The 22125-nt window shown below is 60.9% G+C and carries 28 protein-coding genes and 2 pseudogenes; 16 read left to right on the forward strand and 14 right to left on the reverse strand.

Annotation, left to right across the window (positions count from 1 at the left end; genetic code table 11):
* Positions 1-4 precede the first annotated feature (4 nt).
* On the forward strand, positions 5-181 hold the full coding sequence (locus tag IPN92_05145; GenBank protein MBK8637685.1) for a zf-HC2 domain-containing protein: 177 nt from the start codon (positions 5-7) through the stop codon (positions 179-181).
* A gap of 281 nt (positions 182-462) precedes the next feature.
* Complete coding sequence (locus IPN92_05150; GenBank protein ID MBK8637686.1) at positions 463-729, forward strand: UPF0175 family protein; 267 nt, start codon at positions 463-465, stop codon at positions 727-729.
* 110 nt (positions 730-839) lie between these two features.
* Here the strand turns inward: IPN92_05150 and umuD are convergent, their stop codons facing one another.
* Complete coding sequence (umuD, locus tag IPN92_05155) at positions 840-1409, reverse strand: translesion error-prone DNA polymerase V autoproteolytic subunit (protein MBK8637687.1); 570 nt, start codon at positions 1407-1409, stop codon at positions 840-842.
* 366 nt (positions 1410-1775) lie between these two features.
* Between umuD and IPN92_05160 the strand changes: the two genes are divergently transcribed.
* Positions 1776-2576 carry a DUF2189 domain-containing protein gene (locus tag IPN92_05160; GenBank protein ID MBK8637688.1) on the forward strand — a complete coding sequence of 267 codons (801 nt, stop codon included), beginning with the start codon at positions 1776-1778 and terminating at the stop codon, positions 2574-2576.
* Here the strand turns inward: IPN92_05160 and IPN92_05165 are convergent.
* Positions 2481-2840, reverse strand: coding sequence for a PQQ-dependent sugar dehydrogenase (locus IPN92_05165; GenBank protein ID MBK8637689.1), 360 nt, complete (start codon positions 2838-2840; stop codon positions 2481-2483). The two genes, IPN92_05160 and IPN92_05165, sit on opposite strands and share 96 nt — an antisense overlap.
* Here IPN92_05165 and IPN92_05170 point away from each other — a divergent pair.
* The 6 genes and pseudogenes from IPN92_05170 (at position 2832) to IPN92_05195 (ending at position 7034) form a co-directional block, all read left to right on the forward strand.
* The gene (locus IPN92_05170) at positions 2832-3056 is read left to right on the forward strand and encodes a DUF433 domain-containing protein (GenBank protein MBK8637690.1); all 225 of its coding nucleotides are present in this window, start codon (positions 2832-2834) and stop codon (positions 3054-3056) included. The genes IPN92_05165 and IPN92_05170 overlap by 9 nt on opposite strands.
* A 2-nt stretch (positions 3057-3058) precedes the next feature.
* On the forward strand, positions 3059-3388 hold the full coding sequence (locus IPN92_05175; protein ID MBK8637691.1) for a DUF5615 family PIN-like protein: 330 nt from the start codon (positions 3059-3061) through the stop codon (positions 3386-3388).
* A 212-nt stretch (positions 3389-3600) separates the two neighbouring features.
* Positions 3601-3981: a hypothetical protein gene (locus IPN92_05180; GenBank protein MBK8637692.1), complete on the forward strand. Its 381-nt coding sequence runs from the start codon at positions 3601-3603 to the stop codon at positions 3979-3981.
* 101 nt (positions 3982-4082) lie between these two features.
* Positions 4083-5624, forward strand: a pseudogene (locus tag IPN92_05185) (IS21 family transposase).
* Positions 5611-6351 (forward strand): ATP-binding protein, encoded by a 741-nt coding sequence (locus tag IPN92_05190; GenBank protein ID MBK8637693.1) that lies wholly within the window; start codon positions 5611-5613, stop codon positions 6349-6351. Before IPN92_05185 ends, IPN92_05190 begins: the two are co-directional and overlap by 14 nt.
* A 95-nt stretch (positions 6352-6446) precedes the next feature.
* Positions 6447-7034, forward strand: a pseudogene (locus IPN92_05195) (transposase family protein).
* A gap of 134 nt (positions 7035-7168) precedes the next feature.
* Here the strand turns inward: IPN92_05195 and IPN92_05200 are convergent.
* The 6 genes from IPN92_05200 to IPN92_05225 form a co-directional block, all read right to left on the reverse strand.
* The gene (locus IPN92_05200) at positions 7169-8917 is read right to left on the reverse strand and encodes an RNA-directed DNA polymerase (protein ID MBK8637694.1); all 1749 of its coding nucleotides are present in this window, start codon (positions 8915-8917) and stop codon (positions 7169-7171) included.
* 2 nt (positions 8918-8919) lie between these two features.
* Positions 8920-9825: a hypothetical protein gene (locus IPN92_05205; protein ID MBK8637695.1), complete on the reverse strand. Its 906-nt coding sequence runs from the start codon at positions 9823-9825 to the stop codon at positions 8920-8922.
* A 377-nt stretch (positions 9826-10202) separates the two neighbouring features.
* The gene (locus IPN92_05210) at positions 10203-10532 is read right to left on the reverse strand and encodes a helix-turn-helix domain-containing protein (protein ID MBK8637696.1); all 330 of its coding nucleotides are present in this window, start codon (positions 10530-10532) and stop codon (positions 10203-10205) included.
* The gene (locus IPN92_05215; GenBank protein MBK8637697.1) at positions 10516-10839 is read right to left on the reverse strand and encodes a type II toxin-antitoxin system RelE/ParE family toxin; all 324 of its coding nucleotides are present in this window, start codon (positions 10837-10839) and stop codon (positions 10516-10518) included. The genes IPN92_05210 and IPN92_05215 overlap by 17 nt, the downstream gene beginning before the upstream one ends.
* Positions 10840-10993: 154 nt before the next feature.
* The gene (locus tag IPN92_05220) at positions 10994-12160 is read right to left on the reverse strand and encodes a PQQ-dependent sugar dehydrogenase (protein ID MBK8637698.1); all 1167 of its coding nucleotides are present in this window, start codon (positions 12158-12160) and stop codon (positions 10994-10996) included.
* Positions 12161-12200: 40 nt separating this feature from the next.
* A complete protein-coding gene (locus IPN92_05225) occupies positions 12201-12668 on the reverse strand; it encodes a hypothetical protein (GenBank protein ID MBK8637699.1) in 468 nt (155 codons plus the stop codon).
* Positions 12669-12862: 194 nt separating this feature from the next.
* Here IPN92_05225 and IPN92_05230 point away from each other — a divergent pair, with 194 nt between their 5' ends.
* The 7 genes from IPN92_05230 (at position 12863) to IPN92_05260 (ending at position 17697) form a co-directional block, all read left to right on the forward strand.
* The gene (locus tag IPN92_05230; GenBank protein ID MBK8637700.1) at positions 12863-13735 is read left to right on the forward strand and encodes a restriction endonuclease; all 873 of its coding nucleotides are present in this window, start codon (positions 12863-12865) and stop codon (positions 13733-13735) included.
* 727 nt (positions 13736-14462) lie between these two features.
* Complete coding sequence (locus IPN92_05235; GenBank protein MBK8637701.1) at positions 14463-15053, forward strand: hypothetical protein; 591 nt, start codon at positions 14463-14465, stop codon at positions 15051-15053.
* Between the two features lie 148 nt (positions 15054-15201).
* Positions 15202-15654, forward strand: a complete 453-nt coding sequence (locus IPN92_05240) for an aspartate ammonia-lyase (GenBank protein ID MBK8637702.1) — start codon at positions 15202-15204, stop codon at positions 15652-15654.
* A gap of 175 nt (positions 15655-15829) precedes the next feature.
* Positions 15830-16288: a hypothetical protein gene (locus IPN92_05245; protein MBK8637703.1), complete on the forward strand. Its 459-nt coding sequence runs from the start codon at positions 15830-15832 to the stop codon at positions 16286-16288.
* Between the two features lie 84 nt (positions 16289-16372).
* Positions 16373-16630 carry a DUF4160 domain-containing protein gene (locus IPN92_05250; GenBank protein MBK8637704.1) on the forward strand — a complete coding sequence of 86 codons (258 nt, stop codon included), beginning with the start codon at positions 16373-16375 and terminating at the stop codon, positions 16628-16630.
* 5 nt (positions 16631-16635) lie between these two features.
* The gene (locus tag IPN92_05255) at positions 16636-16923 is read left to right on the forward strand and encodes a DUF2442 domain-containing protein (GenBank protein MBK8637705.1); all 288 of its coding nucleotides are present in this window, start codon (positions 16636-16638) and stop codon (positions 16921-16923) included.
* A 27-nt stretch (positions 16924-16950) separates the two neighbouring features.
* Positions 16951-17697, forward strand: coding sequence for a class I SAM-dependent methyltransferase (locus tag IPN92_05260; GenBank protein MBK8637706.1), 747 nt, complete (start codon positions 16951-16953; stop codon positions 17695-17697).
* 242 nt (positions 17698-17939) lie between these two features.
* Here IPN92_05260 and IPN92_05265 read toward each other — a convergent pair whose 3' ends face one another.
* The 6 genes from IPN92_05265 to nifK form a co-directional block, all read right to left on the reverse strand.
* Positions 17940-18851 (reverse strand): hypothetical protein, encoded by a 912-nt coding sequence (locus tag IPN92_05265; protein MBK8637707.1) that lies wholly within the window; start codon positions 18849-18851, stop codon positions 17940-17942.
* Positions 18852-18916: 65 nt separating this feature from the next.
* A complete protein-coding gene (locus IPN92_05270; protein MBK8637708.1) occupies positions 18917-19186 on the reverse strand; it encodes a hypothetical protein in 270 nt (89 codons plus the stop codon).
* Entirely contained in the window at positions 19183-19887 is a 705-nt protein-coding gene (locus IPN92_05275) for a dinitrogenase iron-molybdenum cofactor biosynthesis protein (GenBank protein MBK8637709.1), read from the reverse strand. The genes IPN92_05270 and IPN92_05275 overlap by 4 nt, the downstream gene beginning before the upstream one ends.
* Before the next feature lie 150 nt (positions 19888-20037).
* On the reverse strand, positions 20038-20232 hold the full coding sequence (locus tag IPN92_05280; GenBank protein ID MBK8637710.1) for a ferredoxin: 195 nt from the start codon (positions 20230-20232) through the stop codon (positions 20038-20040).
* A gap of 45 nt (positions 20233-20277) precedes the next feature.
* Positions 20278-20493 (reverse strand): putative nitrogen fixation protein NifT, encoded by a 216-nt coding sequence (gene nifT, locus IPN92_05285; GenBank protein MBK8637711.1) that lies wholly within the window; start codon positions 20491-20493, stop codon positions 20278-20280.
* Between the two features lie 50 nt (positions 20494-20543).
* Positions 20544-22115 (reverse strand): nitrogenase molybdenum-iron protein subunit beta, encoded by a 1572-nt coding sequence (gene nifK, locus IPN92_05290; GenBank protein ID MBK8637712.1) that lies wholly within the window; start codon positions 22113-22115, stop codon positions 20544-20546.
* Positions 22116-22125 lie beyond the last annotated feature (10 nt).

Here is a 22125-nt window from a genome sequence, read left to right on the forward strand (position 1 = left end):
GTCCATGATGAATTGTAAAGAGGCCACCCAACTGATGTCGCAGGAGCTCGACCGTCCGCTCACCTGGCGTGAGCGCCTGGCCCTGGGCCTGCACAACCTGATGTGCGGTGGCTGCCACCAGTACCGCCAACAGATGGCCTTCCTGCGTCGGGCCCTGCGCTCCCGATCGGGGGGCGATTGATGCGATTATCCCAATCCGCGCGGTCTGGGGTCCTTTCTGGTGGGTTGCTATCCCGGCAACTCGCCGTGGAGATCGCAATGCTGACTGGCGCCTCGGTTCCCTTTTCCGACTGACCCCGGTAAAGACCCGCTCAAAGCTCACCTAGCAGGGGTTGGCGTCGATCAGGACGTAGGGGGCGATGACCGCTGATCGCGCGCCGTCAGCGCCAGGGGTGACAATTTCAGGCACCCTGCCTGGCTGGTCTGCCCGACTCACCGGCCGGCCCTCTTGCGGAGACGGTTATGAATCAAACAGTGGCGATCGATTGTCCCGCGGAAATACTGCTTTCCCTCCACATGAACGCCGAAGGGCTTGCGGGCTTCATGAAGGAGCACACGGCCATCACCCTGTTCCGGGAGGGGCGTTTGTCGTCCGGTACCGCCGCGGCCTGGCTCGCGATGCCCCGGGTGGTCTTTTTGCAGCGGGCGATGGCCGCCGGCGCCGTCTTACTGGAAGACAGCGCCGATGACCTGGCACGGGAAACGTCTTTGTTGGGCGAGCGGGCGTGATCTGCTGCAATACCACCCCGCTCATCGCCCTGGCTGGCATCGGCCAACTCAATCTGGGGGCTAAGCTGTGTCGGCTGGCGGGGGAGTCGTCGTGAAAACTTAGCAGGGCCTCACGGCAACCGCCGCACCACGCCGCCCACCACCCCCCAGATGCGCAGTTCCTGCCCCGGGCGCAAGTCGATAACGGCAAAGTCCGGGTGATGGGCGCGCAGGCGCGGCGTCGGCCCCTGGCTGTCCAGTTGCTTGACCGTCAGTTCGTTATCGATGACCGCCACCACGATATCGCCATGGCGCGGCTCGCGCGCCCGGTCCACCACCAGCACATCCCCATTCAGAATGCCGGCCCCGGTCATGGACTCGCCGGTGACGCGCACATAGAAGGTCGCCGCCGGGTGGCGGATCAGGTAGTCATGGAGATCCAGCGGCCCCTCGGCGTATTCCTCCGCTGGCGAGGGGAAGCCGGCGGGGACCCGGGATGCGAAGAGCGGCCGGGATAGGGGCGGCCCTGGGCGGGCCGGTTCCAGGTCCGTCAACTCTGGTCCTAGGCGGGGGATGGCTTGCAGCCAGGCCTGGATTTCGGGGATACGGCTGACGGGCAGCCGCACCACCTGGGTCGCCTCGCCCCAGCGGCCCGATCCGACCTTGCGCCCGGAGCCCGGGCGGGCACCACCTCTTGGCATCTTGGTTCTCCGATTCGTGTTACGAGAACCAGAGTATAGGGCAATGGCGGGGGAATTGGCGGCCGCAGTGGTGCGGGCATGGGCGCGGAGCCGGGCGTCGGATAGCGCAAGCCGCGCGGCCTGGGGGGCATTCTGGTTCCTCATGCGGCCCTTGGCCGCTGGATTCATGGCATGTTGCACCTGGTGGCCCCGGCGGAAAGGGCCCATTTCCCCCTGGTTTGACAGGTTCGGGAGCCTGGGCTAATGTCCAAACAATTGACGCGCTAGCGGGGGGCCGGACAAGTCCCGTGGTCCAGCCCAGGGGCCAGCAAAGCCATTGTCCTTAGAGGTTTTTTATTTAAGACCACCTTAAATGGTTCATCTGACATGTCTGACCACACCGATTCGGATACACAGAATCCACTTGGAAACACCCATAACCTGCCATTCGTTGCACCTTGCCGCGATTTGGATATCGAAGCGCCGAAACGCTGGATAAGACTTGGCATTGCGGATCTGAGACGGGCGCCGGGCAAAAGTTTGGCCTATGGTGTGACAGCGACGATCCTGTGCTATATCGCAGCCTATGCCGGATTTGTCATCAGCGGTCCGCTCGTATTGTTGACGATCCTCTCCGGTTTAACCTTGATCGGGCCGGTCATGGCCATCGGGCTCTATTCCATCAGTTGCCAACTACAGAAGGGACTGTCTCCCAAACTCAGCTATTGCTTTCGCGATGGCACGCGAGGTATCGGCAACTTGGGCCTGTTTACAAGCGTTCTCATAGTCCTGTTTCTGGTTTGGATCCATGTCGGTCACCTACTGCATCTCTTTTTTCCAGCTGGCGGCTTCATAAGCAACAAGACAGATTTGGTATTTTTCTTTGGTATCGGGTCTGCGGTGGGCGCCGTATTTGCCGTGATTACTTTTTGCATTAGCGCATTTTCCCTGCCGATGATCATGGATCGTCACACCGATCTGGTTACGGGCATAGTCACCAGTATCAATGCGGTATTGCGCAACCGAAAGGTCATGTTACTGTGGGCGACGACGATTGTGGGTGGGATGTTGTTTTCTGTGGTAACAGGATTACTAGGGTTGGTGGTGATATTCCCGATAATTGGTCACGCTACCTGGCATGCCTACCGGGAAACCGTGGACGCGAGCGCGTGGCCGCCACGGATTTGAGATGGCCAGCGTCAGGTAGACCAGCCGGTTGTCGGCGAAGTCCGGATGCAGCGAGACATCGCGCAACCCGCCCTGGCCCGTGGCGAGCACCGGCGGCAGACCGGAAATGGGCCTCGGGTCGAGCTGGCCGTCGCGGAGCCGGCGCAGACGCCCGTCGCGCTCGGTGACCAGGGCCGAGCCGTCCGGCAGCCAGGCGATGGACCAGGGGTGACTCGGCACATTCGTGCTGACAACTGAGATTGCGGAGTTCATTACATGAACCATTTTGATCGCATTACCCAAGACCCGAAGGTTTGTGGCGGCCGGCCCTGTCTACGCGGCATGCGGATTCGCGTCAAGGATGTGCTCGACATGCTGGCGGCAGGCGCATCGCGCGAGGAGATCTTGGCCGATTATCCCTACCTGGAGGATGGCGATATTTCGGCTGCGCTGGAATACGCGGCACAGCAAGCGGATCACCTCGTCTTGCGTGTGGCTTGAAGATGGGCTTTCTGGTGGATGCCCAACTGCCGCCGGCCTTGGCCCGTTGGCTTACGCAACGAGGGCACCAGGCCGAACATGTATTGGATTGCAATATGATGGAATCAAGCGACCGCACGATTTGGGCTCGGGCCGTTGCGACCGCGGCGGTCCTTATCACCAAGGACCAAGACTTCGTGACCCTCCATTCTATCGATCCTAATGGCGCAGCCGTGGTATGGGTTCGCATTGGCAATACCAGACGGCGCGACCTGTTGATCTGGTTCGATAATATCTTACCGGACATCGAACGTGCCCTCGCATCCGGCGAACGCCTGATCGAGATTGCCTGAGGTGATTAGCGTCGAAACTCGGTGGTCCCGCGGGCTCATGTTATGAGCCACCAAGCGCGTAGGTTGGGTTAGGTGTTCCGCCCCGTGTGATTATATACCCAGAAGGAGCTATCCTCTGTTCCGTGCCCGGGAGGTCCTAGACTATCTCGCCACCCCGGGGGCTGCCGAATGGCTAGCCATCCCCACGCCACACGGAGATCACACCCCTGCAAGTGAACCTGCATAAGCATGCCCGTACCACCCCCGCCATTCGCCGCGAGTTGCGCGAGTCGCCGCTGCCCATCGCAGAACTGGCCCGGCGTTATCACCTGAGTAAGGCCACGGTGCGCAAGTGGCGCCGCCGCGCGGCGACTATCGACCGTTCCCACCGCCCGCATCGCCTGCACACCACCCTCTCGCCGGCCCAGGAGGCGGTGGTGGTGGCCCTGCGCCAGTCCTTGCTGCTGCCCCTGGATGACGTGCTGGCGGTGACCCGCGAGTTTCTCAACGCGCGTGTCTCGCGCTCCGGGCTGGACCGTTGCCTGCGCCGCCAGGGGGTCTCGGACTTCAAAGCGCTGCTGCCCCGTGACGAGCGCGTGTTACTGGCCATCTAAACTGACCCACTAACGGCCACTTACTTTGATCCATCCAGGAGTGTGCTTTTTCAGGTGTGCAGCCTCAGACTGTGCGGCTTTTTTGCCGGTCGGGGGTGCAGATGCAGGAGTGGGTCATGATTCACAAGATCAAAGCCATGTACGACGAAGGCCGGGGGAGCTCGCTGCGGGCGATTGCGGCGGAGCTGAAGATTTCGCGCAACACCGTGCGCAAGTACCTGAGGATGAGTGCCGAGGAGATCACGGCATATCGGGAGGGACAGCGCCGGGAGCGGCGCTTGGATGTGCATCACGGGTACATGGTGCACCTGCTGGAGACCTATCCGCGCTTGAGCGCGGTGAAGGTGCTGCGCAAGCGGCGCGAGGCCCACGGGGAGTTGGCGGTCTCGGCCCGCACGGCGCGGCGCTACCTCCGGGAGCTGAAGGCGACGGTGGCGCTCAAGCAGGAGCGCTACTACGAGCCGGTGTTGGACAGGGTGCCCGGCGTGCAGTGCCAGGTCGACGGCGGGGAGCTGCGCGGGGTGATGATCGACGGGGTCGCGACCACGGTGTATCTGATGGTCTTTGTCCTGTCCTATTCACGGCTGCTGTACGTGGCGGCCAGTGCCCGGCCGATCGACACCGCCGAGCTGATCCGGATGCACGATGCGGCCTTCCGCGCGTTTGGCGGGCGTCCGCGCGAATGTGTCTACGACCAGACCCGGCTGGTGGTGATCGACGAGCAGTGCCGCGAGCTGGCGCTCAACGAACGCTTCGCCCGCTAGGCGGCGACTGCGGGTTTTACGATCCGGGCCTGCCGTGGCTATGACCCCGAGAGCAAGGGCAAGGTCGAAGCCGGGGTGAAGTACGTCAAGTCCAACGGGCTCTACGGCGAGACCTTCGCGGGTTGGACGGAGGTGGTGACCCACCTGCAGCGGTGGCTCGAGGAGACGGCCAATGCCCGCACCCATGCCACCACCGGCGAGGCGCCACGCGAGCGCTATGCGCGCGCGGAGCAGCCGCACCTGGCGCCCTACCTAAGGCCGCCCGGGGTTGCGGAGCTCGCCGGCGAGGCACCGCTCACCCGGCACGCCGACAAGACCGGCCTGATCGCCTGGCAGGCCAACAAGTACTCCGTCCCCCTGGCCTATCAGCGCAGTCGGGTCGGCGTCGTGGAGAGCGACGGGCAGCGGGTGATCAGCGACCCCGGCAGCGGCGCGGTCATCGCCCGCCACGGGCTGGCTCCCGGCAAGGGCGCGATCATCAAGAACACCCACCATTACCGTGATCCCGCCGTGGCGATCGCCGACCTGGAGGCGGCCATCGCGCAGCGCTTGGGCGCGGCATCGGGACAGCGTCTGTGCGCCCTGATCAAGGCCACCGAGCCGAAGATCTACAAAGACCAACTGCAGGGCGTCAAACGCCTCCTCGAAGGCTACCCGGCGCTGGATCCGGGTCTCGTCGCCGCGCTGTGCGACAAACCCGCCATGAGCTACACCCGGCTGCGCGCGTATCTGGACGCCTACAGCGCGCATCCCGAACGCTGCGGCGAACCGCCACCGCGCACACCGTCGGGCACCGGTACGTCGGCATCCTCGCCGCTCGCACGCTACGCCGCCGTTGCCGCGCAGAACGCACCGGAGGGCGCTCATGACCTCCATTGATGCCGTCGCGCACCAATACCGTGCCCTCAACTGCGGCCATCTGGCCCATGGCCTGGCCGCACTGCTCGGCGCCGCCGAGGCCAACGCCCTGTCCTATCTGGATCTGGTCGAGCAACTCGTCGACCTGGAGCTGCAGGGCCGCGAGACCAATCGCTTGGCCGCGAATCTGCGCAAGGCTGGCTTCCCTGTGATCAAGCGCCTGGAGGAGTTCGACTACCGCCACCAGACCACCATCACCAAACGCCAGGTCAGCCAATTGCTGGACTTCCGCTTCCTCGAGGAGCGCGCCAATCTGGTCTTCATCGGACCGCCCGGCGTAGGCAAGACCCATCTGGCCGTCGCCATCGGCCTGAAGGCCCTCGAGGCCGGCTACCAGGTGCTCTTCACCACGGCACTGGCGCTGGTGGAAACCCTCGAACTGGCCGAACTGCGCGGAGAGCTGAAGAAGAAGATCGCCAGCCTGCTCAAGTTCGATCTGCTGATCATCGACGAGCTGGGCTACCTGCCGATGAACCGCCAGGGCCTCTACAACCTCTTCCAGCTCATCAACGGTCTCTACGAGTACCGCTCGGTGATCCTCACCACCAACAAGGACTTCACCAACTGGGGCGAGTTCTTCCGCGACGAGAACGTCGCGGTGCCCATCGTCGACCGCCTCATCCATCACTCGCAGGTCTTCATGCTCGGAGGAGAAAGCTATCGACTGAAGCAGAAAATCGGAAACTGATGCTGAACCGGATCTCCAGAGGGGTCAATTTTCGTGGCCGAATGTGGATCAGTTCTGGTGGCCATTGACAGCGCGGCAAGCCGGCCTATCAGCCCTTCAAAGGCTATGCCCCCGGCTTTGTGCATGTCGACGTCAAGTACCTGCCGCAGATGCCCGACGAGGACCCGCGTCGCTACCTGTTCGCCGCCATCGACCGCGCCACGCGCTGGGTTTATGTCGAGATCCTGCCCGAAAAGTCCGCCGCCTGCGCCCAGGGCTTCCTGACCCATCTCCTCCAAGCCGCCGCCTTTAAGATCACCAACATCTTGACCGATAACGGCAAGGAATTCACCGACCGGTTCTGCGCGACCGGTGAGCGGGAACCGACGGGTAAACATGGCTTCGATCGGATCTGTCACGCACAGCACATCGAGCACCGCCTCATCCCGCCGCGCCATCCCCAGACCAACGGGATGATCGAGCGCTTTAACGGCCGCATCAGCGAGGTCCTGGCGACCAACCGCTTTCGCTCCGGGGAGCACTTGGCGGAGACCCTACAGCGCTATGTCAACGTCTATAATTACCACATTCCACAGCGGGCACTGGGTCATGTGTGCCCGGTGGAAGCCCTGGAACAGTGGCGGGCAAAACAACCTGAGCTATTCGTTTCGGAGATTAATAATCTCCCGGGGCTTGACAGTTAGGCGTGCGTTGCTGCAGGGAATGGAGTTCTGGCTATGACCTGTCAGGTGTTTGCCTGACCGAGATGCCTGCCATCCAAGGGACATTTGAGCCTGGCCCCTTTCGCTTGTGGCACAAGTCAAGACCCGTATCTCGGTCAGCTTCTGTACTCCGAACTGAGCAACGACAACGCATCAAGGATCGTCCCTTCACTTAGGGCATATCGCGTTCGCGCAAGCGTCGATATCGCTTCGTGCGACACACCCAGACTCAAGGACTCGAACTCGTCTTCGTATGAAAGGTCTGGATTGGAGCGAACTAGTCTCTCGCGGCTCTTGACGACGTGAAGAAGTCGCACACTGTCTCCTTGCCCTGCGACCGGAACTGCCTCGGGAAAGATCGTTCCAGTGAGACTCAGCGTCACAAGTGAATCGGTCGCCGCAGCTGTCGTCAGACAAGTGGCTACGTCGATTGCGGCTGGTCCCTTGCCGTGCTCTGACCAAAGTTCAGCGAACGCAGCCGGGCCTCGGGGAAAGAACGGAAGTACCGGATTCACGGTGCCCGACGCCAGCGCGATCGCCAATGAGCGCTGCTCAACCAACTCGGGAACTGAATCAAAGATACCCAGGTTCGACTTCCATTCGGAGAGTCGCCGAAGGTAGAAGAGCGTGTTGACGACGCGACGGATTCGTTGCACATGCCAGCGGCGCAATTCGGGGCCCTTTGCTGAGCGATCTTGCACGAGGCCATCAAGAGATTGCTCGTAGTCCTGCTTCAACCACACAGCTCGTTCTACGAAGTCGGCATTTCGCGCGAAGACCATGCCTAAGGCATGCGGCAGGCCGCCAGGCGCTTTGCGCCGACCTAGGAAGTATCGAAACCGAGAATATGACGAGAGAGCCTGAAGCCGCTGGATCGGGATCGACAGCCCAGCCTCGGACAACAACCTACCCAACTCACTTCCCCGATCTGGGTGCAGAACCAAGTAGGCCGCCAAGTCTTGCGTGTAGCGGCGGAAATCATCGCTGCCCGCGACATCCAGTCGAAGGACGCTTGAGTTCCACTCTTCCGCCGACATGACCACAGACTTGTCTGCATTCAGGAGGTAGCCCTGGGAATCGACGCAATCCGCAATCCGCTTCTTCGTTGCCGCAGCGTCGGCCGTATCACAGACGACGATGATATCGTCAACATAGCGAAAGTAGCCGGCCCCGTAGGCGGCGGACAGCTCACGATCAACATCTACAAGGGCGAGATGCCCGAGAACATGGGCGGAAGCGGGGCCAATAGGCAGCCCGCCACCACCGGCCGCGAATAGTTGGTTGTAGAAATTCTCGACTGCATCGATAGGAAGACCTTCACGCTGACCCGGGGACTTGAGGCGTGCCTTCAGCTCGAACATGACGCGGTCATGCTGGATCGACGGATAGAACCCCTTCAGGTCAGTGACGACAGCGACGGACCCTGGCCGCCGAAGCGCCTCGGCGATGTCCATATTCCGGCGCTTGTAACCATCCGCGAAGAATTCGTAGCTGGACCCGGACCACTCCGATTTTGGCCACAGGTAGCTGTATACCCGCGCAGGTGCCGCGAAACTAGGCATTGAAGCCAGCTGGGCCAAGACTAGCGCCTCCGCGAAAGCAGTGAACGGGCTCGGGGCTAGGCAGCTCCTGTACTCGGGCACGTCCTGCCCGGCGGCCTGACCGATCGCCTTGAAGTAGTCAAAGTGCCTGAAGCGCCAGCGGTCGCCAGCCGACAAGCGCCGCTCGACTGCGCGCCTCAGGTATGAGTTCTCTACGGAGGGTAATTGCTTCGCGATGAGTCGCAGCCCCACGTAAGTTGGGAAGTAACTTTGCCTGGTGGCGTTCAACGCCCGAATCAGAAGCGTCTGGTCCGTTCCAAACATGGTCATCGATTCCGGAACGCGAGGACGATGACCCGACTGAGCGGAGCCTTTCCGTTGTGTGGGTCCTTCCAATTGAAGGAACGGGTAGCTGGATCCTCCAGCATCGGCACATCCACAGTGAGCGAAAACGACTCGCCCTTGGACAAAAACTTGTGCTGAATCTTTGTAAGGGTCAAGCGAATCACATCGGCAAGCGTCGTGAACCATGACTTCCCAATGTATGGCTCAACCCACAGCCACGAACTGCTTCTCCTGCTGTGACTTAGCATGGCGGCGGCGTGTTTGAGCGAGTCGATGATTGGCTCTACGCCTTCTTTCTTGGCGCCCGAGATGGCAGAGATGACACACAGGAACCGGCTCACGCTTCGCGCCCGCGCGTCCGTGAAGAAGCCGTCAAGAGTCTCGCTGAAGTCACCCAGAACAGTCAGATCGCAATGGCACAAGTTGAGCTCAACATTGATCCCGGCGCTAGCCAGCCAAGGAGATAACTTGTCCAGTAGGGCGATAAAGTGATTCAGCGCTGCTGGCGAAAAGTCGACTGCCGAGACGCTGACGTTCAGTGGAAGCTGCGGGATCAAACCCTTGCAGCGCAATTCGCAGATAAGCGACAGCATGCTCATGGTGCCAGCGCCGTTCCCGGCGGCAAGGTCAATGACGTGGATGCGCCCCTCAGCAAGCTGGTCGAGTACCGCATCGCGAACGTCAGCCTGTTCGTCCTTGGGGTCCGAGCAGGCGTATTGCATGCGGGCAGCCGAGTTCAGGAACCGGTTCACCACGTGATCGCACGCTTCCTCGTCGGAAGCACCGCCGATCACGCCGCCGGAACCGGCAGGGTCGTATTGGCCCCACCAGCCGTTGTCGATCAAGTATTCGCGGTGCGCGTCGGCAAGGGGCTTGGGCAGATGCAAGACTCCGTCTTTCCAAAGGGAAGGCGAGAGGAGCTTTCCGGAGAATGCGTGCAGCAGCGGAGACATCTACGCAGCAGTGAGTCTTGTGACTTCAGCGCCTGCACCACGCCCCTCGTAGGCCATCAGGATCATCGGCTGCGCTGCGTAAGAGGGACAGGGCGGTTGCATCAAGCTTTCCGAATATTCGACGATTCTAATGGATGCCTTGTGGGCCCACAGTTCGGTGGCTGGAACATTAATGCCTCCAGGCAGTGCTCGTCCCCGCCGGCTTTCAGGCGTTTGTTCTAAGGGGAAAGGGGGAATATCCCTTTTCGTTTCACAGGCCTTGAAGCAGCAATGCATGGATGCCTTGCTTCGATTCCTATGTCCGAGTCTCCCTACGCCGCCAATTCCCGCAATACCTCGGGATGCCGCTCGGCGACACGCAGCAGGGTCTTAGCAGCACCGGTCGGCTCTCGGCGGCCTTGCTCCCAGTCCTGTAAGGTCCGCGGCGACACCCCCAGGAGGGCGGCGAACCGGGCCTGGGACAAGCGCGCCATGATCCGCACCCGGGCCACTGGGGATTCCACGGCCTGGCCTTGGCGCGTGACTAGGGTGACGCGACCCACCCGGCCGGCCTGCATGTCGGCAGCGGCTTCGAGCAACTCGGCATTCAGGTCTCGCCCGGCATCCCGGGCCAATAGTTCAGATTCAGTCAATTTCGGCATGGTCGGCCAACTCCCGCAGGGCGTTCAGGGTCGCCACGGCGATGTTCTCCCGGGCGCTCTTGGTGTACACCGTCAACAGCCAGATCCGGCCCCGGACGTCCTGGACGTAATAGAGGACACGTAGCCCGCCGCGCTTGCCCATCCCGGGGCGCGTCCAGCGCAGCTTGCGCACGCCACGGGTCCCAGGCACCAAGTCGCCAGCCTCCGGGTTGACTGCCAGGGTCCGCTGCAAAGCGGCCAGGTCGGCATCGTCCAGGCAGTCCGCCGCATACCGGGTGAACACTGGCAGTTCGATGAAGGTATACACCGCCCGGATGATACGGCATTGCCGTATGACAAAACAGGGGACAGACCCCGAATTTTTTTAATGGGAAGCCGTTGTCTGTCCTGAATGATACGGGCAGAGTCAGTCTTCACAATCATACGCAACAGGGGCCAGGGCGGGACAATCGGGGTTGGAATCATTCATCCACCGCAAGGATACGCAGCAGCGCCCCCTCGTCCTCGTCCGTCAGCACATACAGATACCCATCGGGCCCCTGGCGCACATCCCGCACCCGCCGACCGATGGTCAGCTTTTCCTCGGTGACCACCCGGGTGCCGTCCAGCACCAGGCGGCGGATCTGCTGGAACTTGAGCGCGCCGCTGAACAGGTTGCCTTTCCACCGCGGATAGACGTCACCGGTGTAAAAGGTCAGGCCGCTCGGGGCATTCGACGGCGTCCAGACCAGCTTGGGCTCGGCGATGCCCGGGCGGCTCGTCTCGCTGGAGATCCGCGGCCCCCAGTACTCGTTGCTGTAGGTCACCTCCGGCCAGCCGTAGTTGTTGCCGCCCTCGATGACGTTGAGTTCGTCGCCGCCCCGGGCTCCGTGCTCGTTGGCCCAGATGCGCCCGCTTACCGGGTCGCGGGTCAGACCCTGGATGTTGCGATGACCCAGGGTCCAGATCTCGGGTCGGGCGCCGGGGCGGCCCGCGAAGGGGTTGCCCGGGTGGGGCGTGCCGTCGTCGTTCAACCGCAGGATCTTGCCGAAATGGGTCCCCGGGTTCTGGGCCTGGTTACGGATGAAGTCCCCCTTGAAGCTGATCGGCGGATTACCACCGTCACCGATACTGATCAGCAGGCTCTTATCCGGCAGCCAGACCAGCCGCGAGCCGAAATGCTGGCCGTCGGACTTGGGGTCGGCGTTCTCAAAGATGATCCGCGTGTCCCGTAGGGCCTCACCGTCCAGGCGCCCCCGGGCCAGGGCCGTGCGGTTGGCGTCGGGGCTGCCGATGGCCAGCGTCAGGTAGACCAGCCCGTTATCGGCGAAGTCCGGATGCATGGAGACATCGAGCAGGCCACCCTGGCCCGTGGCGAGCAGCGGCGGCAGGCCGGAGATGGGTGTCGGGACGAGCTTACCGTCGCGGAGCCGACGCAGGCGCCCATCACGCTCGGTGACCAGGGCCGAGCCGTCCGGCAGCCAGGCGATGGACCAGGGGTGACTCAGGCCGCCGGTGACGACCTCGGTACGCCAGCCCTTGGCCTCGGGGACATCCCCGCTGATCGGCACCGGCCCCGTCTGGGCCTCACAAGCGGCCGTCATCCAACAAATCAGTCCAAGGGCGATGAGGCGTGCAGGTCGGTTCATCGTGGGGTTCTCGGTAAGCCGTCGATCCGGTGGGGTACCATCAGACGAGGATCAAGAGTGAGGCGGGACCGCCAGGCTCAGGTCCAGCTATGATTATATAGCCTGCTACCCGGATCGACCTGAGCCCAGGGTCTGACCCTGCTTCCCGAGACCCGATGATGGCCGCCAAAGGCCTGGCCGCCGACGCCCCAGCCGCAGCGACTGACTTATCGTCCCGCGCCACCGTCGGGTGCGATGGGCCCAGCTCCCGCGCCGAGGCTTGCCAATACGCCCAGTCCACTGCATGGACCCAGGCCACCCCGGCCAGCTCCAGCCATATCCGTATCGCAAGGGCTGCCTGGCGCACCTGCCAGCCCGTTACCTCCGGCTTGCGCCCGATCGCCGCCAGATAGGCATCGATTTCGGCGGGGGACTGGTCCACCAGTTGGCGCCCCGGATGGGCCGCGACGCATGCCTCGGCCCGGATCACGAGCCAGCGGCCGAAGGGTGGCTTAACGCCTGATTCCATGATTTTTTCGGCGTACCGAGCCGGGAAGGGGCGGCCCTTTTCCTCATGGGTTGACGGGGTGTCGGGCAGGGCGTATTTTCGAGCGCGCTGGACATGGGTCCGGGCGGAGGCCGCTCCGGGGGCCCACGGATACAGTGACAGTTTAGAGACTAGACAGATCTGTAAAGTAATAGTTGAGCATGAGAGGACAAGATATGGAGCTACCAAAGTTTAACGAGACCTTCATGCCGATTCTGCAGACCCTTAGCAACGGAGAGGTCGTTCATCATCGCAAACTCATCAAGCTAGTTCAGGAACAGTACTACTCGGACTTGCCCGAAGACTTGCTGAAACAGAAGACAAAGAGCGGTGAAGTACTGATTGAAAATCGAATTGCATGGGGAAAGTCTTATCTCAAGAAGGGCGGGCTCGTTCATTTCCCGAAGCGCGGCATGGTTCAGATCACGGAAGCGGGAAAGAAAGCCTGCGATCAGGGAGTTACTCTTCGCGATATGGAATCGAACCTGATGGATTTCTACGCCGAAGAAAAAACAAAAAATTCGGACACATGTGTTGCTGCCGACCAATCTCCGCAAGATATGATAGATGCCGGGTTTTCTGAGATTGAGGCACAAACGAAATCTGAACTACTAAATAGGTTGCGGGAAATCGATCCGTTCTATTTTGAGAAGGTTATTCTCATTCTGTTGAAGAAGATGGGGTATGGAGATTTTACCGAGACATCCAAGTCTGGAGATGCCGGAATCGACGGAATAATCAACGAAGACAAGCTGGGTTTGGAGAAGATATACATACAGGCGAAGCGTTACACCGACAACAAGGTGCGAGAAACTGATATTCGTAACTTTATCGGCGCTATGAGCGGAGACACCACAAAAGGCGTATTTGTCACAACCAGCGGCTTTGATGAAAAGGCATCAAAGAAGGCACGCGAAGCGCATCATACGATCATTCTTGTGGATGGAGAACGTCTGGTTGACCTGATGTATCAATTCAATGTCGGGGTACAGGTCCGCAATCAATATGAAGTCAAACAAATCGATTCAGACTTTTTCGATGCCTCATAAACCGCAGATGCAAGAAAAAGCCGATTGCCTAACCCATCGCTCAAGCGGACACGTACCGGCATATCGTTCCAGGCCCTCATTTCATTCTGGGCCTTCCACGTCCTGCCGGCGTGTGCCGCTTAGCTCAAACGTTATCGTGCCGAGCGACGCTCGGTGTCTCTTGCCGGGTGAGAGTCCCGGTCGGGTAAGGGTGGGCCGCCCACCCGTATCGCGGGTTGGTCCCTTGGCGGAGCGAGGCAACCCACGTACAGGATGGGGTAAGCGTACACAGACAATCCTGTAGGCCGTAGGGGCAATCGCTTTCCCTGATGTGCGGGTACCACTTCGAAATTCAGCTTATTGCGGACACCGACCTTTTTAACGTCCGGGAAGGCAACACGAAGCACCCACTATGGCTTGGGTGTGGCGGTACCCCGGAGCCCTCAGGCCGTGGCAGACAGGAAGAGAGACCCGGGAGAACTCGGGAAGCCCCCCAAATCTCCTGGACGAGGTGAGACGATGAAACCGACCGGGCTGGGACACGTACGGGTGAAGAGCCCTGACACGGCGTGCGCTCGGGTGGATGCGTCGAGCATTGAGGGTCCAGGAAGGCCGGCGACGGCCGTATGCCAAGGAGGTGTCTTATCGGGCATCGTAGTCGGCGGTTCGGAAAGCCAGCCACAGGGCGAAGGACACGACGGGAGTATGCAGCCCGCACAGGAAACGCGTGCCGGACAGGTAGGGTCGGATTGTTCTGGACCTCTGGTTCGAATGTGGGGTCAGGCCCAGCTGCCGCCGGCAGGCGCTGCTGTGCCGGTACGCCGACGATTTCTTCTGCGCCTTCCGCTTTCCTGACGATGCCGAGCGGTTCTTCAAAGTACTGCCTCAACGGTTGGCCAAGTTCAGTCTTGAGGTGGCGCCTGAGAAAACGCAGGTCTTGCGTTTCATCCGCTTTAATCCGAGCATGACGCGGTGGGTCATCTTCATCGGTTTCGAGTGGATTTGGTTTCCGGACCGGGAAGGTACCCCGCGGGTCAAACGCCGCACCGCCCGCAAGAAACCCCGTGGTGCGGTGCAGCGTCTTAAGGACTGGATCAAGGGCCACCGGCGCCTGCCGGGCAGGGACTTCATCAAGGGACTCAATCGCCGACGGGACGGGCACTACAACCACTACGGTCTACGGGGGCAACTCGCGGGACTTGTGGCGCTTCTTCCAGACGGCGACGGAGTAGGCGTTCAAATGGCTGAATCGGCGCGGCGGCAAGCGCAAGCGCTTTACCTGGCAGGTGTTCAACCGCGCCTTAGCGAAGCTCGGCATCGCGAAGCCCCGCATCACTGAGAAGCCAGCGACGCGGCGGGTGTTTGCATGAATCACTTGCTCGCGCGAAGGCGAGTACAACCGAAGAACCGGATGCGGGAAAACTGCACGTCCGGGACTGTGCCGGGGGCGCCGGGCAACCGACGTCCCTAGGGCTGAGTGGTAGAAGATGACATTTGAACTTGAGTCTACACTTGTGGGTGTTGCCGGCGAGTATCTCGTCGCAGGAGAGTTGACGCTCCGAGGGTATATAGCATCTATTACTCTGCGCAACAGCAGAGGAATAGACATCATTGCAAGCAATTCGGACGGAACAAAATCAGCAAGCATCCAAGTGAAGACCAATAGTAAAGGCGAAAGCAAATGGATTCTCAATAAGAAATCAGAAACGTTCTTTTCAGATAATCACTACTATGTCTTGGCTTCCTTGGAAGCACTCGGTACACGACCGAAATTTTATATTGTCCCTAGCAAAATTGTCGCAGAATATATATCAAGAACCCACAGTGAATGGCTATTGGGCTACAAAAACGATGGTTCAGCAAGAAAAGATTCCAGTGTTCGCAATTTCAGAGATCCTGATAATTTGTATCTGGAAGCATGGCATTTAATCGACATCTAGCCGTTAACAAGGCGCTCAAGCCGACCCCGCGCGTTCGGCGTCGTGCTGGTTCTCAATCGTGGTGCCGCGCGCGGGGTCGGCTCATCTTAGTCGTTATGCCTTTCAGGAGCCACTGGTGAGCGAAAGAGATTGGCTAAGACTTCCTGTTGTTTCAACCGGGGCTGAGTATCTCGTCATGGGACACCTCATGCGAAGGAATATACTGACTTACAAGGCACCTGAAGGCAATGAGGGTTACGATCTCATTTGCATCCACCCAGAGCCACGATATAAACCAAAAGATAATGAACGGGCACAGGTTCGAATCCAGGTAAAGAGTCGCTACGCGACTGTCTGCGACCGTGGCTTTCCAATCAAGGAAAAAGCACTTGACGCTTTCGATTTTCTTGTTGTAGTTTTTCTGAATATCGGAAAATTTTACGGAAGTAATGATGGGACAACGGGCGCTGAAGCTCCTGAGTTTTATACGTTAACGCCAGAATTTATTAAAGAGAATCATGATACTTCATCAAGCTGGCAAAAGGTTCGGTTGAAAAAACTTCAGAATGAAATTGAACCGTTCAAAAACGAGGCAGGTTTTGAGCTAATAGCGGAGGCGCTAGGTGCTCCTGTACCCAAGAAAATCAGAGCATAATATGGCGCCCCAGCCGACGTCAGGCCGCAGTGCGGTCTTTCTCGGCTGTGCTTGGTGTTAGGCGAGGAGCAAAGGCACAAGACGATGCCAATAATCAGTAGATTTCTCGGAATCGTCATCGCGATGTATTGGGATGATCACTCGCCGCCTCATTTCCATGCCAAATATTGTGATTACGAGATTACCGTTGATATTCTCACCGGCATTGTGGAGGGTAGATTCCCGAAACGCGCTCTTCGCCATGTATTGGAATGGCATGAAATCCATAAAGACGAACTTTTGGAAGATTGGGAGCTGTGCCGAAGGAAGGAGACCCTAAAAGAGATAGAGCCGCTGGAGTAATGTCAATGTTTCTTCATGTATCTGATGCACGCTATCTCGCCGACTATAAGGTAGAGGTTCTGTTCAACGATGGAAGAAAAGGCATCGCCGATCTTTCTTCGGCGCTAGAAGGATCCGCATTCCAGCAACTGCAAGACATCTCTGTGTTCGCTCAGCTTCGTGTTGACAAAGAACTCGATACCATCGTTTGGCCAAATGGTGCGGATTTCGCCCCAGAGTTTTTGTATTTTCAGGCTTTTAAATATGTCCCGGACCTGCAAGAAAAATTCAGGCAATGGGGATATATCGCCTAACAAACGAGCGTAAGGAAATTTTCCACAATGGACATCCCACGGATATTCAACATCACTGAAAGTGCTCACCGCATCCACAACCCGATCACACCCGAAAAGCTCGCCACTCTCGGCGCAGCGCTGCGTCTGGAACCGGGCGCCCGAGTGCTCGACCTCGGCAGCGGTTCGGGGGAGATGCTGTGCACCTGGGCACGCGATCACGGCATCATCGGCACCGGCATCGACATGAGCCAGTTGTTCTCCGAGCAAGCGAAACGCCGTGCTGAAGAACTCGGCGTCGCCGATCAAGTCAAGTTCAGCCATGGCGACGCGGCCGGCTATGTCTCTGACGAAAAGGTCAGCGTGGCAGCCTGTGTCGGTGCCACCTGGATCGGTGGGGGAGTCGCCGGCACCATCGAGCTTCTGGCGCGGAGCCTGCGCGCCGGCGGGATCATCCTGATCGGCGAGCCTTACTGGCGGCAGTTACCGGCGACGGAAGAGGTCGCCAAAGGCTGTCTTGCCAACTCGATCTCCGACTTTCTCATGCTCCCAGAACTTCTCGCGTCCTTCGGCCGCCTCGGCTACGACGTCGTTGAAATGGTTCTGGCTGACCAGGACGGCTGGGACAGATACGAGGCGGCCAAATGGCTCACCATGCGCCGATGGCTTGAAGCCAATCCCGACGACGAGTTAGCGAAAGAGGTTCGCGCCCAACTGACTTCGGAACCCGAGCGCTACGCCGCTTACACGCGTGAATACCTGGGCTGGGGTGTGTTCGCGCTGATGACGCGATGAAGTGCGATGACGATTAGTTTGCGCACTGAATTACCGCCTTGGCCTAACCCTCGCTTCGAGGGGACCGCCGAGATGCTGCTAGATCATGCGTGAAGATCCCATCGTCGCAGAAATTCGGCAGTTCAAAAATACGGTCACGACCTTGATCGGATTTGCGAGGCCCTGAGGGAGCAGTAAGCGAAGTCTAAGCGTAAAGTCGTGACCCGCAGCCCCCAAATAAGCCAGAGACATCCCCCTGACGGCTAGAGCCCATAGGGATCGGCATACCAATCCCGCAAGATCTTGAGATCCCGGGCGGGGAGATAGGCGTAGGCCCCCATCAGGTCGGCATGGACCGCCTCGGCGAGCCGGTGCGAGACCTTGGGGCTGGTGAGCATGTGAAAGTACCAGGCGAAGGGGTAGCCGAGTGCCCGGTCGAACCCGTGGATCCGGTTGGCGAGGAGGGCGCCCCGGGCTACTGCTCCGTCGGGCAGGGGGGGAATCTCGCCCACCAGGATGGGGATGGGTTTGGCGCTGAGGTGTAACGCGCCCTTGCGGTTCTGAGACTCCCGGATGGCGAGGACCCAATGCTCGCTGAAGTGGGCCGATTCCTGGGCGCTGCAGCGCTCCCAGTCCTTTACGAAACGCTGGAGGCGTGGACCTGCCTCTCGGGAGGCCATGAAATCCGGCACCCGCAGCAGGCGCCGGAAGAGGAGGCGTGGGGGTCCCAGGGGCTTGGGCTCCAGGTGCGGGAAGTCCAGGGGGTCGACGAACTCGGCGATGCTGTCGGGGAACCAGTCGGGGGCAGTGATGGGGCGATCCTGGACCTCCTGAAGCTGCTCGACCTCGATCTGAAGGAAGTCCGCCGATCCAGGCCCGATGGGGACCACCAGATAGTGCGTCTGGCCGTTGAGACGGGTCGCGATATAGGGCAGGTCGGCGACCTTGAGCAGGAGCTCATCGATATCGCCGCCGGACTCGGCCTCCGCCCAGGGGAGGATATGGTGGGCGATGCGCTGGCCCTCCCGGTCCACCAGGCCGCCCAGCCGATGCCAGCCGCCACGGGTCAGGGCGTGGCGTGGCTCCATCCCCGGGAGCAGGTCGCGCAGTACCGCGATCAGGGCATTCAGGTCCGCGGGCGCCGGCAGGGTGGCGCAAGCCGACCCCAGGGCGATCTCCAGGTCGGTGGGTCCCCGGGCGTCCCCGGGGCGGGTGATGGCGGGATTATCCATGGCGCCCGTCAGACCCCGGGTTCCATTTCGGCCAGCACCAGCCCGGTGGCCATGTCCAGGTCCGTCGTGAGGCGCGGGCACCCAGCCTGTCCATCCACCAGGTAGAGGTTGAAGCCCGCCGCGGTGCGCACGGGCCTGGCCCCGCCGATGTCATCGTCCCGACAGTAGGTGAAGTGGTGCTCGGCGAAGACCTCGCGCAGGGCCGCCAGGGTCCGATCGTTGAGTCCGGCGCGCGCCACGACCTGCATCACCTGCTCGATACGCTCCGGGGTGATCACGCCTCCACCTCCAGCGCCGGCTCGAAGCGGATGCGCGCCTCGGGGGCATGACCCATGACCTTGGCGAGCCAGGGGGGCGGTTTGTCCGCCAGGATGCGCTGGAGGCTGGTCAGGCGCTGACGGGCGCTACCCCCGGCGGCATCCTGGATGGGATGGATGTCGGCCTTGACCACCTTGGCGGCGGCGGGCCCGCCAATCGAGGCGACATAGAGGAGCTGACAATCGCGGATCAGGTGGGCGCGATAGGCCGTTTTGTCTTCCGCCTGGCCGTCCTCGACGTCGCGGGCGTCGATCAGGCGTACCCCGGCGGCGGAGACCTGGTAGATGAGAAAGCGCCGGGCACTACCAAAATGGCCATCCAGGACCTCGCCGCCATTAGAGGCACAGGCCACCCGGATGGCGCCGGGCATCATCCCTTCGTCATAAGGGTCCAGGGCCGGGGGCGGGTCGGTCGCGGCGATCCCTTCCCCCTTCAACAGGGCCAGGGCGGTCTTGAGGGCATCCAGGTCCAGGTCCTCGAGATCGCCATTCGCGGCGGTCTTGAGGTCCTTGACGCGCAGGCTCGCCAGCTTATCCGCTGTCGGCGGCAGGCCGATGGCGTCAGCCAGGACGCGGATCAGGCGGGCGGGCGAGATATCGGGCAGAACCCGGGCAGCGAGTCCGATGCGCAGGGCGATGTCGTTCGAAAGTGGCTTATCCATGGTCTTGGCTTCTCAAATCGGTGCGCGGGTCGGCCGCGGAGGCTTGGCCCTCCCTGGCCACACACGAAAATCGGACGGGGGTTTGCCACCCCGTCCGGTCGCCCATGTCGGCGCTTTACCTGGCGGTTGGGGATCCGTCCGGATACCCGCCTAGGCCGCGATGATGCAGTCATCCTCCATGCAGGCGCTGATGCACTGGGGCAGGTCGTGTTCGCCCACGCACTCGGTGCAGGTCTCGGCGTCAATCTTGTAGGTCCCCTTGAAGGGGCTGATGGACTTGGTGGGGCAAAGCGGCAGGCAGTCGCCGCAAGCGGTGCAGATACTTCTAACGATCTGAAAGGCCATGATGCTCTCCCATTAGGCGGTGGCCGGCGGACCCCGGCCGGTGATTTATGCGGCGCGGGTGAAGCGCAGGGTGGTCGGAAAACGTGGGGGCGGGCTGATCGGGTCCAGGTACCATTGGGAACCATCGGTCAGTTCCACCTTGCCACCCCAGGCCTCCGGGGTGTCGGTCTCCACGGAGGCGATGGTCTCTTCCATATCCTTCTTGGCGACATAGAAGAGGAGGGCCCCGGTGTCGCTCTTGCGGATCATGACGCTCGGCATGGTGATGCTCTCCAGGGGATGGAAAAGGCGGCGCGGGCAGCCATCCGCGGCTAACGCACCAGGTCGTAGTTGTAGTCGGTGGTCCCCATGCCGCGGGTTTCGTCATCCAGCCGCTCCAGGACCGCGTTGACCAGGGTGGTCAGCAGGTACATGGCCCCCTCGTAGCCCAGGGTGGTCATGCGGTGCAGATGGTGGCGGTCGAAGATCGGGAAGCCGATGCGGATCAGCGGGACCTCATGCTCCTTGCCCTTGTGCAGGGTGTCGCGCTGGATGAACTTGCCGTAGCTGTTGCCGATCATGAAATCAGGCTTGTCGGTGAAGCACAGGGAGCGGAAGTGCCAGAGGTCGCAGCCGGTGTAAACCTTGCCCTCCTTGCCGAAGGGCGAGGAGGCGAGCAGCGTCTCTGCCTCCTTCTTCCAGCGCTTGTTGGCCTGGTGGCAGAGGACGTGGGTCGGTTCGGCCCCCAGTTCCAGCAGGAACTTGACCATGCCGAGGACGAAGTCGGCGTCTCCATAGAGGGCGAACTTCTTGCCGTGCAGCCAGGCATGGCTGTCGGTCATCATATCGACCAGGCGGCCGCGCTCCTTGGTGAGCGAGTCGGGGATGGGCTTGCCGGTCAACTCGGCCACCTTCATCAGGAATTCGTCGGTCCAGGCCAGCCCCATGGGGATGTTGAGGTGGCTCGACGGCTGCTTCCAGGTGATCTGGACGAATTTCTTGGTCTTGGCCAATTGCCAGGGTTGCAGCAAGAGGGTGTCAATGGCGTTGGGGGCATCCTGCATCTCTTCGAGGCGGGTACCTCCATCGTACATGCGAAATTCGCCATCGGCCGGGGTATCCAGCACCTCGGTGGGGTCGCAGAGCAGGCTGTAATCGACACCCATCTCCTTCATCATGCGGTGCAGGACGCGATAGTTACCCAGATAGGTCTCGAAGCCGGGCACCAGGTTGATCTTGCCATTGGAGCCGACGACCTTGTCGTCCATGGCGTTGATCGTGAAATAGCGCTGGATCCCCTCGAACATATTGTCCCAGCCCGTGGTATGGCTGCCGACGAAGCTGGGCGTATGGGCGAAGGGGGTCGGAAACTCGGACGGGATGTAACCTTCCTTCTTGGCATTGCCGATGAAGGCGTTGAGGTCGTCGCCGATGACCTCGGCCATGCAGGTGGTGCTGACGGCGATCATCTTCGGCTTGTAAAGGGCCATGGCGTTTTCCAGGCCATCGAACATGTTCTTCTGGCCGCCAAACACCGCCGCGTCCTCGGTCATGGAGTCCGAGACGCAGGCAATGGGCTCCTTGAAATGACGGTTGAAATAGGTGCGGAAATAGGCGACGCAGCCTTGCGAGCCATGCACATAGGGCAGGGTCTTCTCGAACCCGAGGGCGCAGAGGACGGCACCCAGGGGTTGACAGGCCTTGGCCGGATTGACGGTCAGGGCCTCGCGCTTAAAGTTGAGTTCCTGATACTCCGGGGTGGTGCTCCACTGGAAGATCTCCTCGATCTTCTCGGCGGAGTGCCCCTCTTCCACGCCGTCGCGCTTCCGGGCGAGGTTATCCACATACTCCGGTTCCCGGAAGAGGGGATAGCTGGGCTTGATCTGGTCGATGGTCTGGCTCATGGGTAGGCTC

Source organism: Chromatiaceae bacterium, from assembly GCA_016714645.1.
Lineage (GTDB): Bacteria > Pseudomonadota > Gammaproteobacteria > Chromatiales > Chromatiaceae > M0108.

What these genes read in the sequence shown, in the direction of transcription:
- IPN92_05230 (MBK8637700.1), top strand. Translation starts at nt 12,863, where the DNA reads ATGGAGCTACCAAAGTTTAACGAGACCTTCATGCCGATTCTGCAGACC.
- IPN92_05240 (MBK8637702.1), top strand. Translation starts at nt 15,202, where the DNA reads ATGACATTTGAACTTGAGTCTACACTTGTGGGTGTTGCCGGCGAGTAT.
- IPN92_05170 (MBK8637690.1), top strand. Translation starts at nt 2,832, where the DNA reads ATGAACCATTTTGATCGCATTACCCAAGACCCGAAGGTTTGTGGCGGC.
- IPN92_05150 (MBK8637686.1), top strand. Translation starts at nt 463, where the DNA reads ATGAATCAAACAGTGGCGATCGATTGTCCCGCGGAAATACTGCTTTCC.
- IPN92_05210 (MBK8637696.1), bottom strand. Translation starts at nt 10,532, where the DNA reads ATGCCGAAATTGACTGAATCTGAACTATTGGCCCGGGATGCCGGGCGA.
- IPN92_05255 (MBK8637705.1), top strand. Translation starts at nt 16,636, where the DNA reads ATGTTTCTTCATGTATCTGATGCACGCTATCTCGCCGACTATAAGGTA.
- nifT (MBK8637711.1), bottom strand. Translation starts at nt 20,493, where the DNA reads ATGCCGAGCGTCATGATCCGCAAGAGCGACACCGGGGCCCTCCTCTTC.
- umuD (MBK8637687.1), bottom strand. Translation starts at nt 1,409, where the DNA reads ATGCCAAGAGGTGGTGCCCGCCCGGGCTCCGGGCGCAAGGTCGGATCG.
- IPN92_05275 (MBK8637709.1), bottom strand. Translation starts at nt 19,887, where the DNA reads ATGGATAAGCCACTTTCGAACGACATCGCCCTGCGCATCGGACTCGCT.
- IPN92_05145 (MBK8637685.1), top strand. Translation starts at nt 5, where the DNA reads ATGATGAATTGTAAAGAGGCCACCCAACTGATGTCGCAGGAGCTCGAC.
- IPN92_05225 (MBK8637699.1), bottom strand. Translation starts at nt 12,668, where the DNA reads ATGGAATCAGGCGTTAAGCCACCCTTCGGCCGCTGGCTCGTGATCCGG.
- IPN92_05165 (MBK8637689.1), bottom strand. Translation starts at nt 2,840, where the DNA reads ATGGTTCATGTAATGAACTCCGCAATCTCAGTTGTCAGCACGAATGTG.
- IPN92_05200 (MBK8637694.1), bottom strand. Translation starts at nt 8,917, where the DNA reads ATGTTTGGAACGGACCAGACGCTTCTGATTCGGGCGTTGAACGCCACC.
- IPN92_05220 (MBK8637698.1), bottom strand. Translation starts at nt 12,160, where the DNA reads ATGAACCGACCTGCACGCCTCATCGCCCTTGGACTGATTTGTTGGATG.
- IPN92_05245 (MBK8637703.1), top strand. Translation starts at nt 15,830, where the DNA reads ATGGGACACCTCATGCGAAGGAATATACTGACTTACAAGGCACCTGAA.
- IPN92_05190 (MBK8637693.1), top strand. Translation starts at nt 5,611, where the DNA reads ATGACCTCCATTGATGCCGTCGCGCACCAATACCGTGCCCTCAACTGC.
- IPN92_05250 (MBK8637704.1), top strand. Translation starts at nt 16,373, where the DNA reads ATGCCAATAATCAGTAGATTTCTCGGAATCGTCATCGCGATGTATTGG.
- IPN92_05280 (MBK8637710.1), bottom strand. Translation starts at nt 20,232, where the DNA reads ATGGCCTTTCAGATCGTTAGAAGTATCTGCACCGCTTGCGGCGACTGC.
- IPN92_05260 (MBK8637706.1), top strand. Translation starts at nt 16,951, where the DNA reads ATGGACATCCCACGGATATTCAACATCACTGAAAGTGCTCACCGCATC.
- IPN92_05160 (MBK8637688.1), top strand. Translation starts at nt 1,776, where the DNA reads ATGTCTGACCACACCGATTCGGATACACAGAATCCACTTGGAAACACC.
- IPN92_05175 (MBK8637691.1), top strand. Translation starts at nt 3,059, where the DNA reads ATGGGCTTTCTGGTGGATGCCCAACTGCCGCCGGCCTTGGCCCGTTGG.
- nifK (MBK8637712.1), bottom strand. Translation starts at nt 22,115, where the DNA reads ATGAGCCAGACCATCGACCAGATCAAGCCCAGCTATCCCCTCTTCCGG.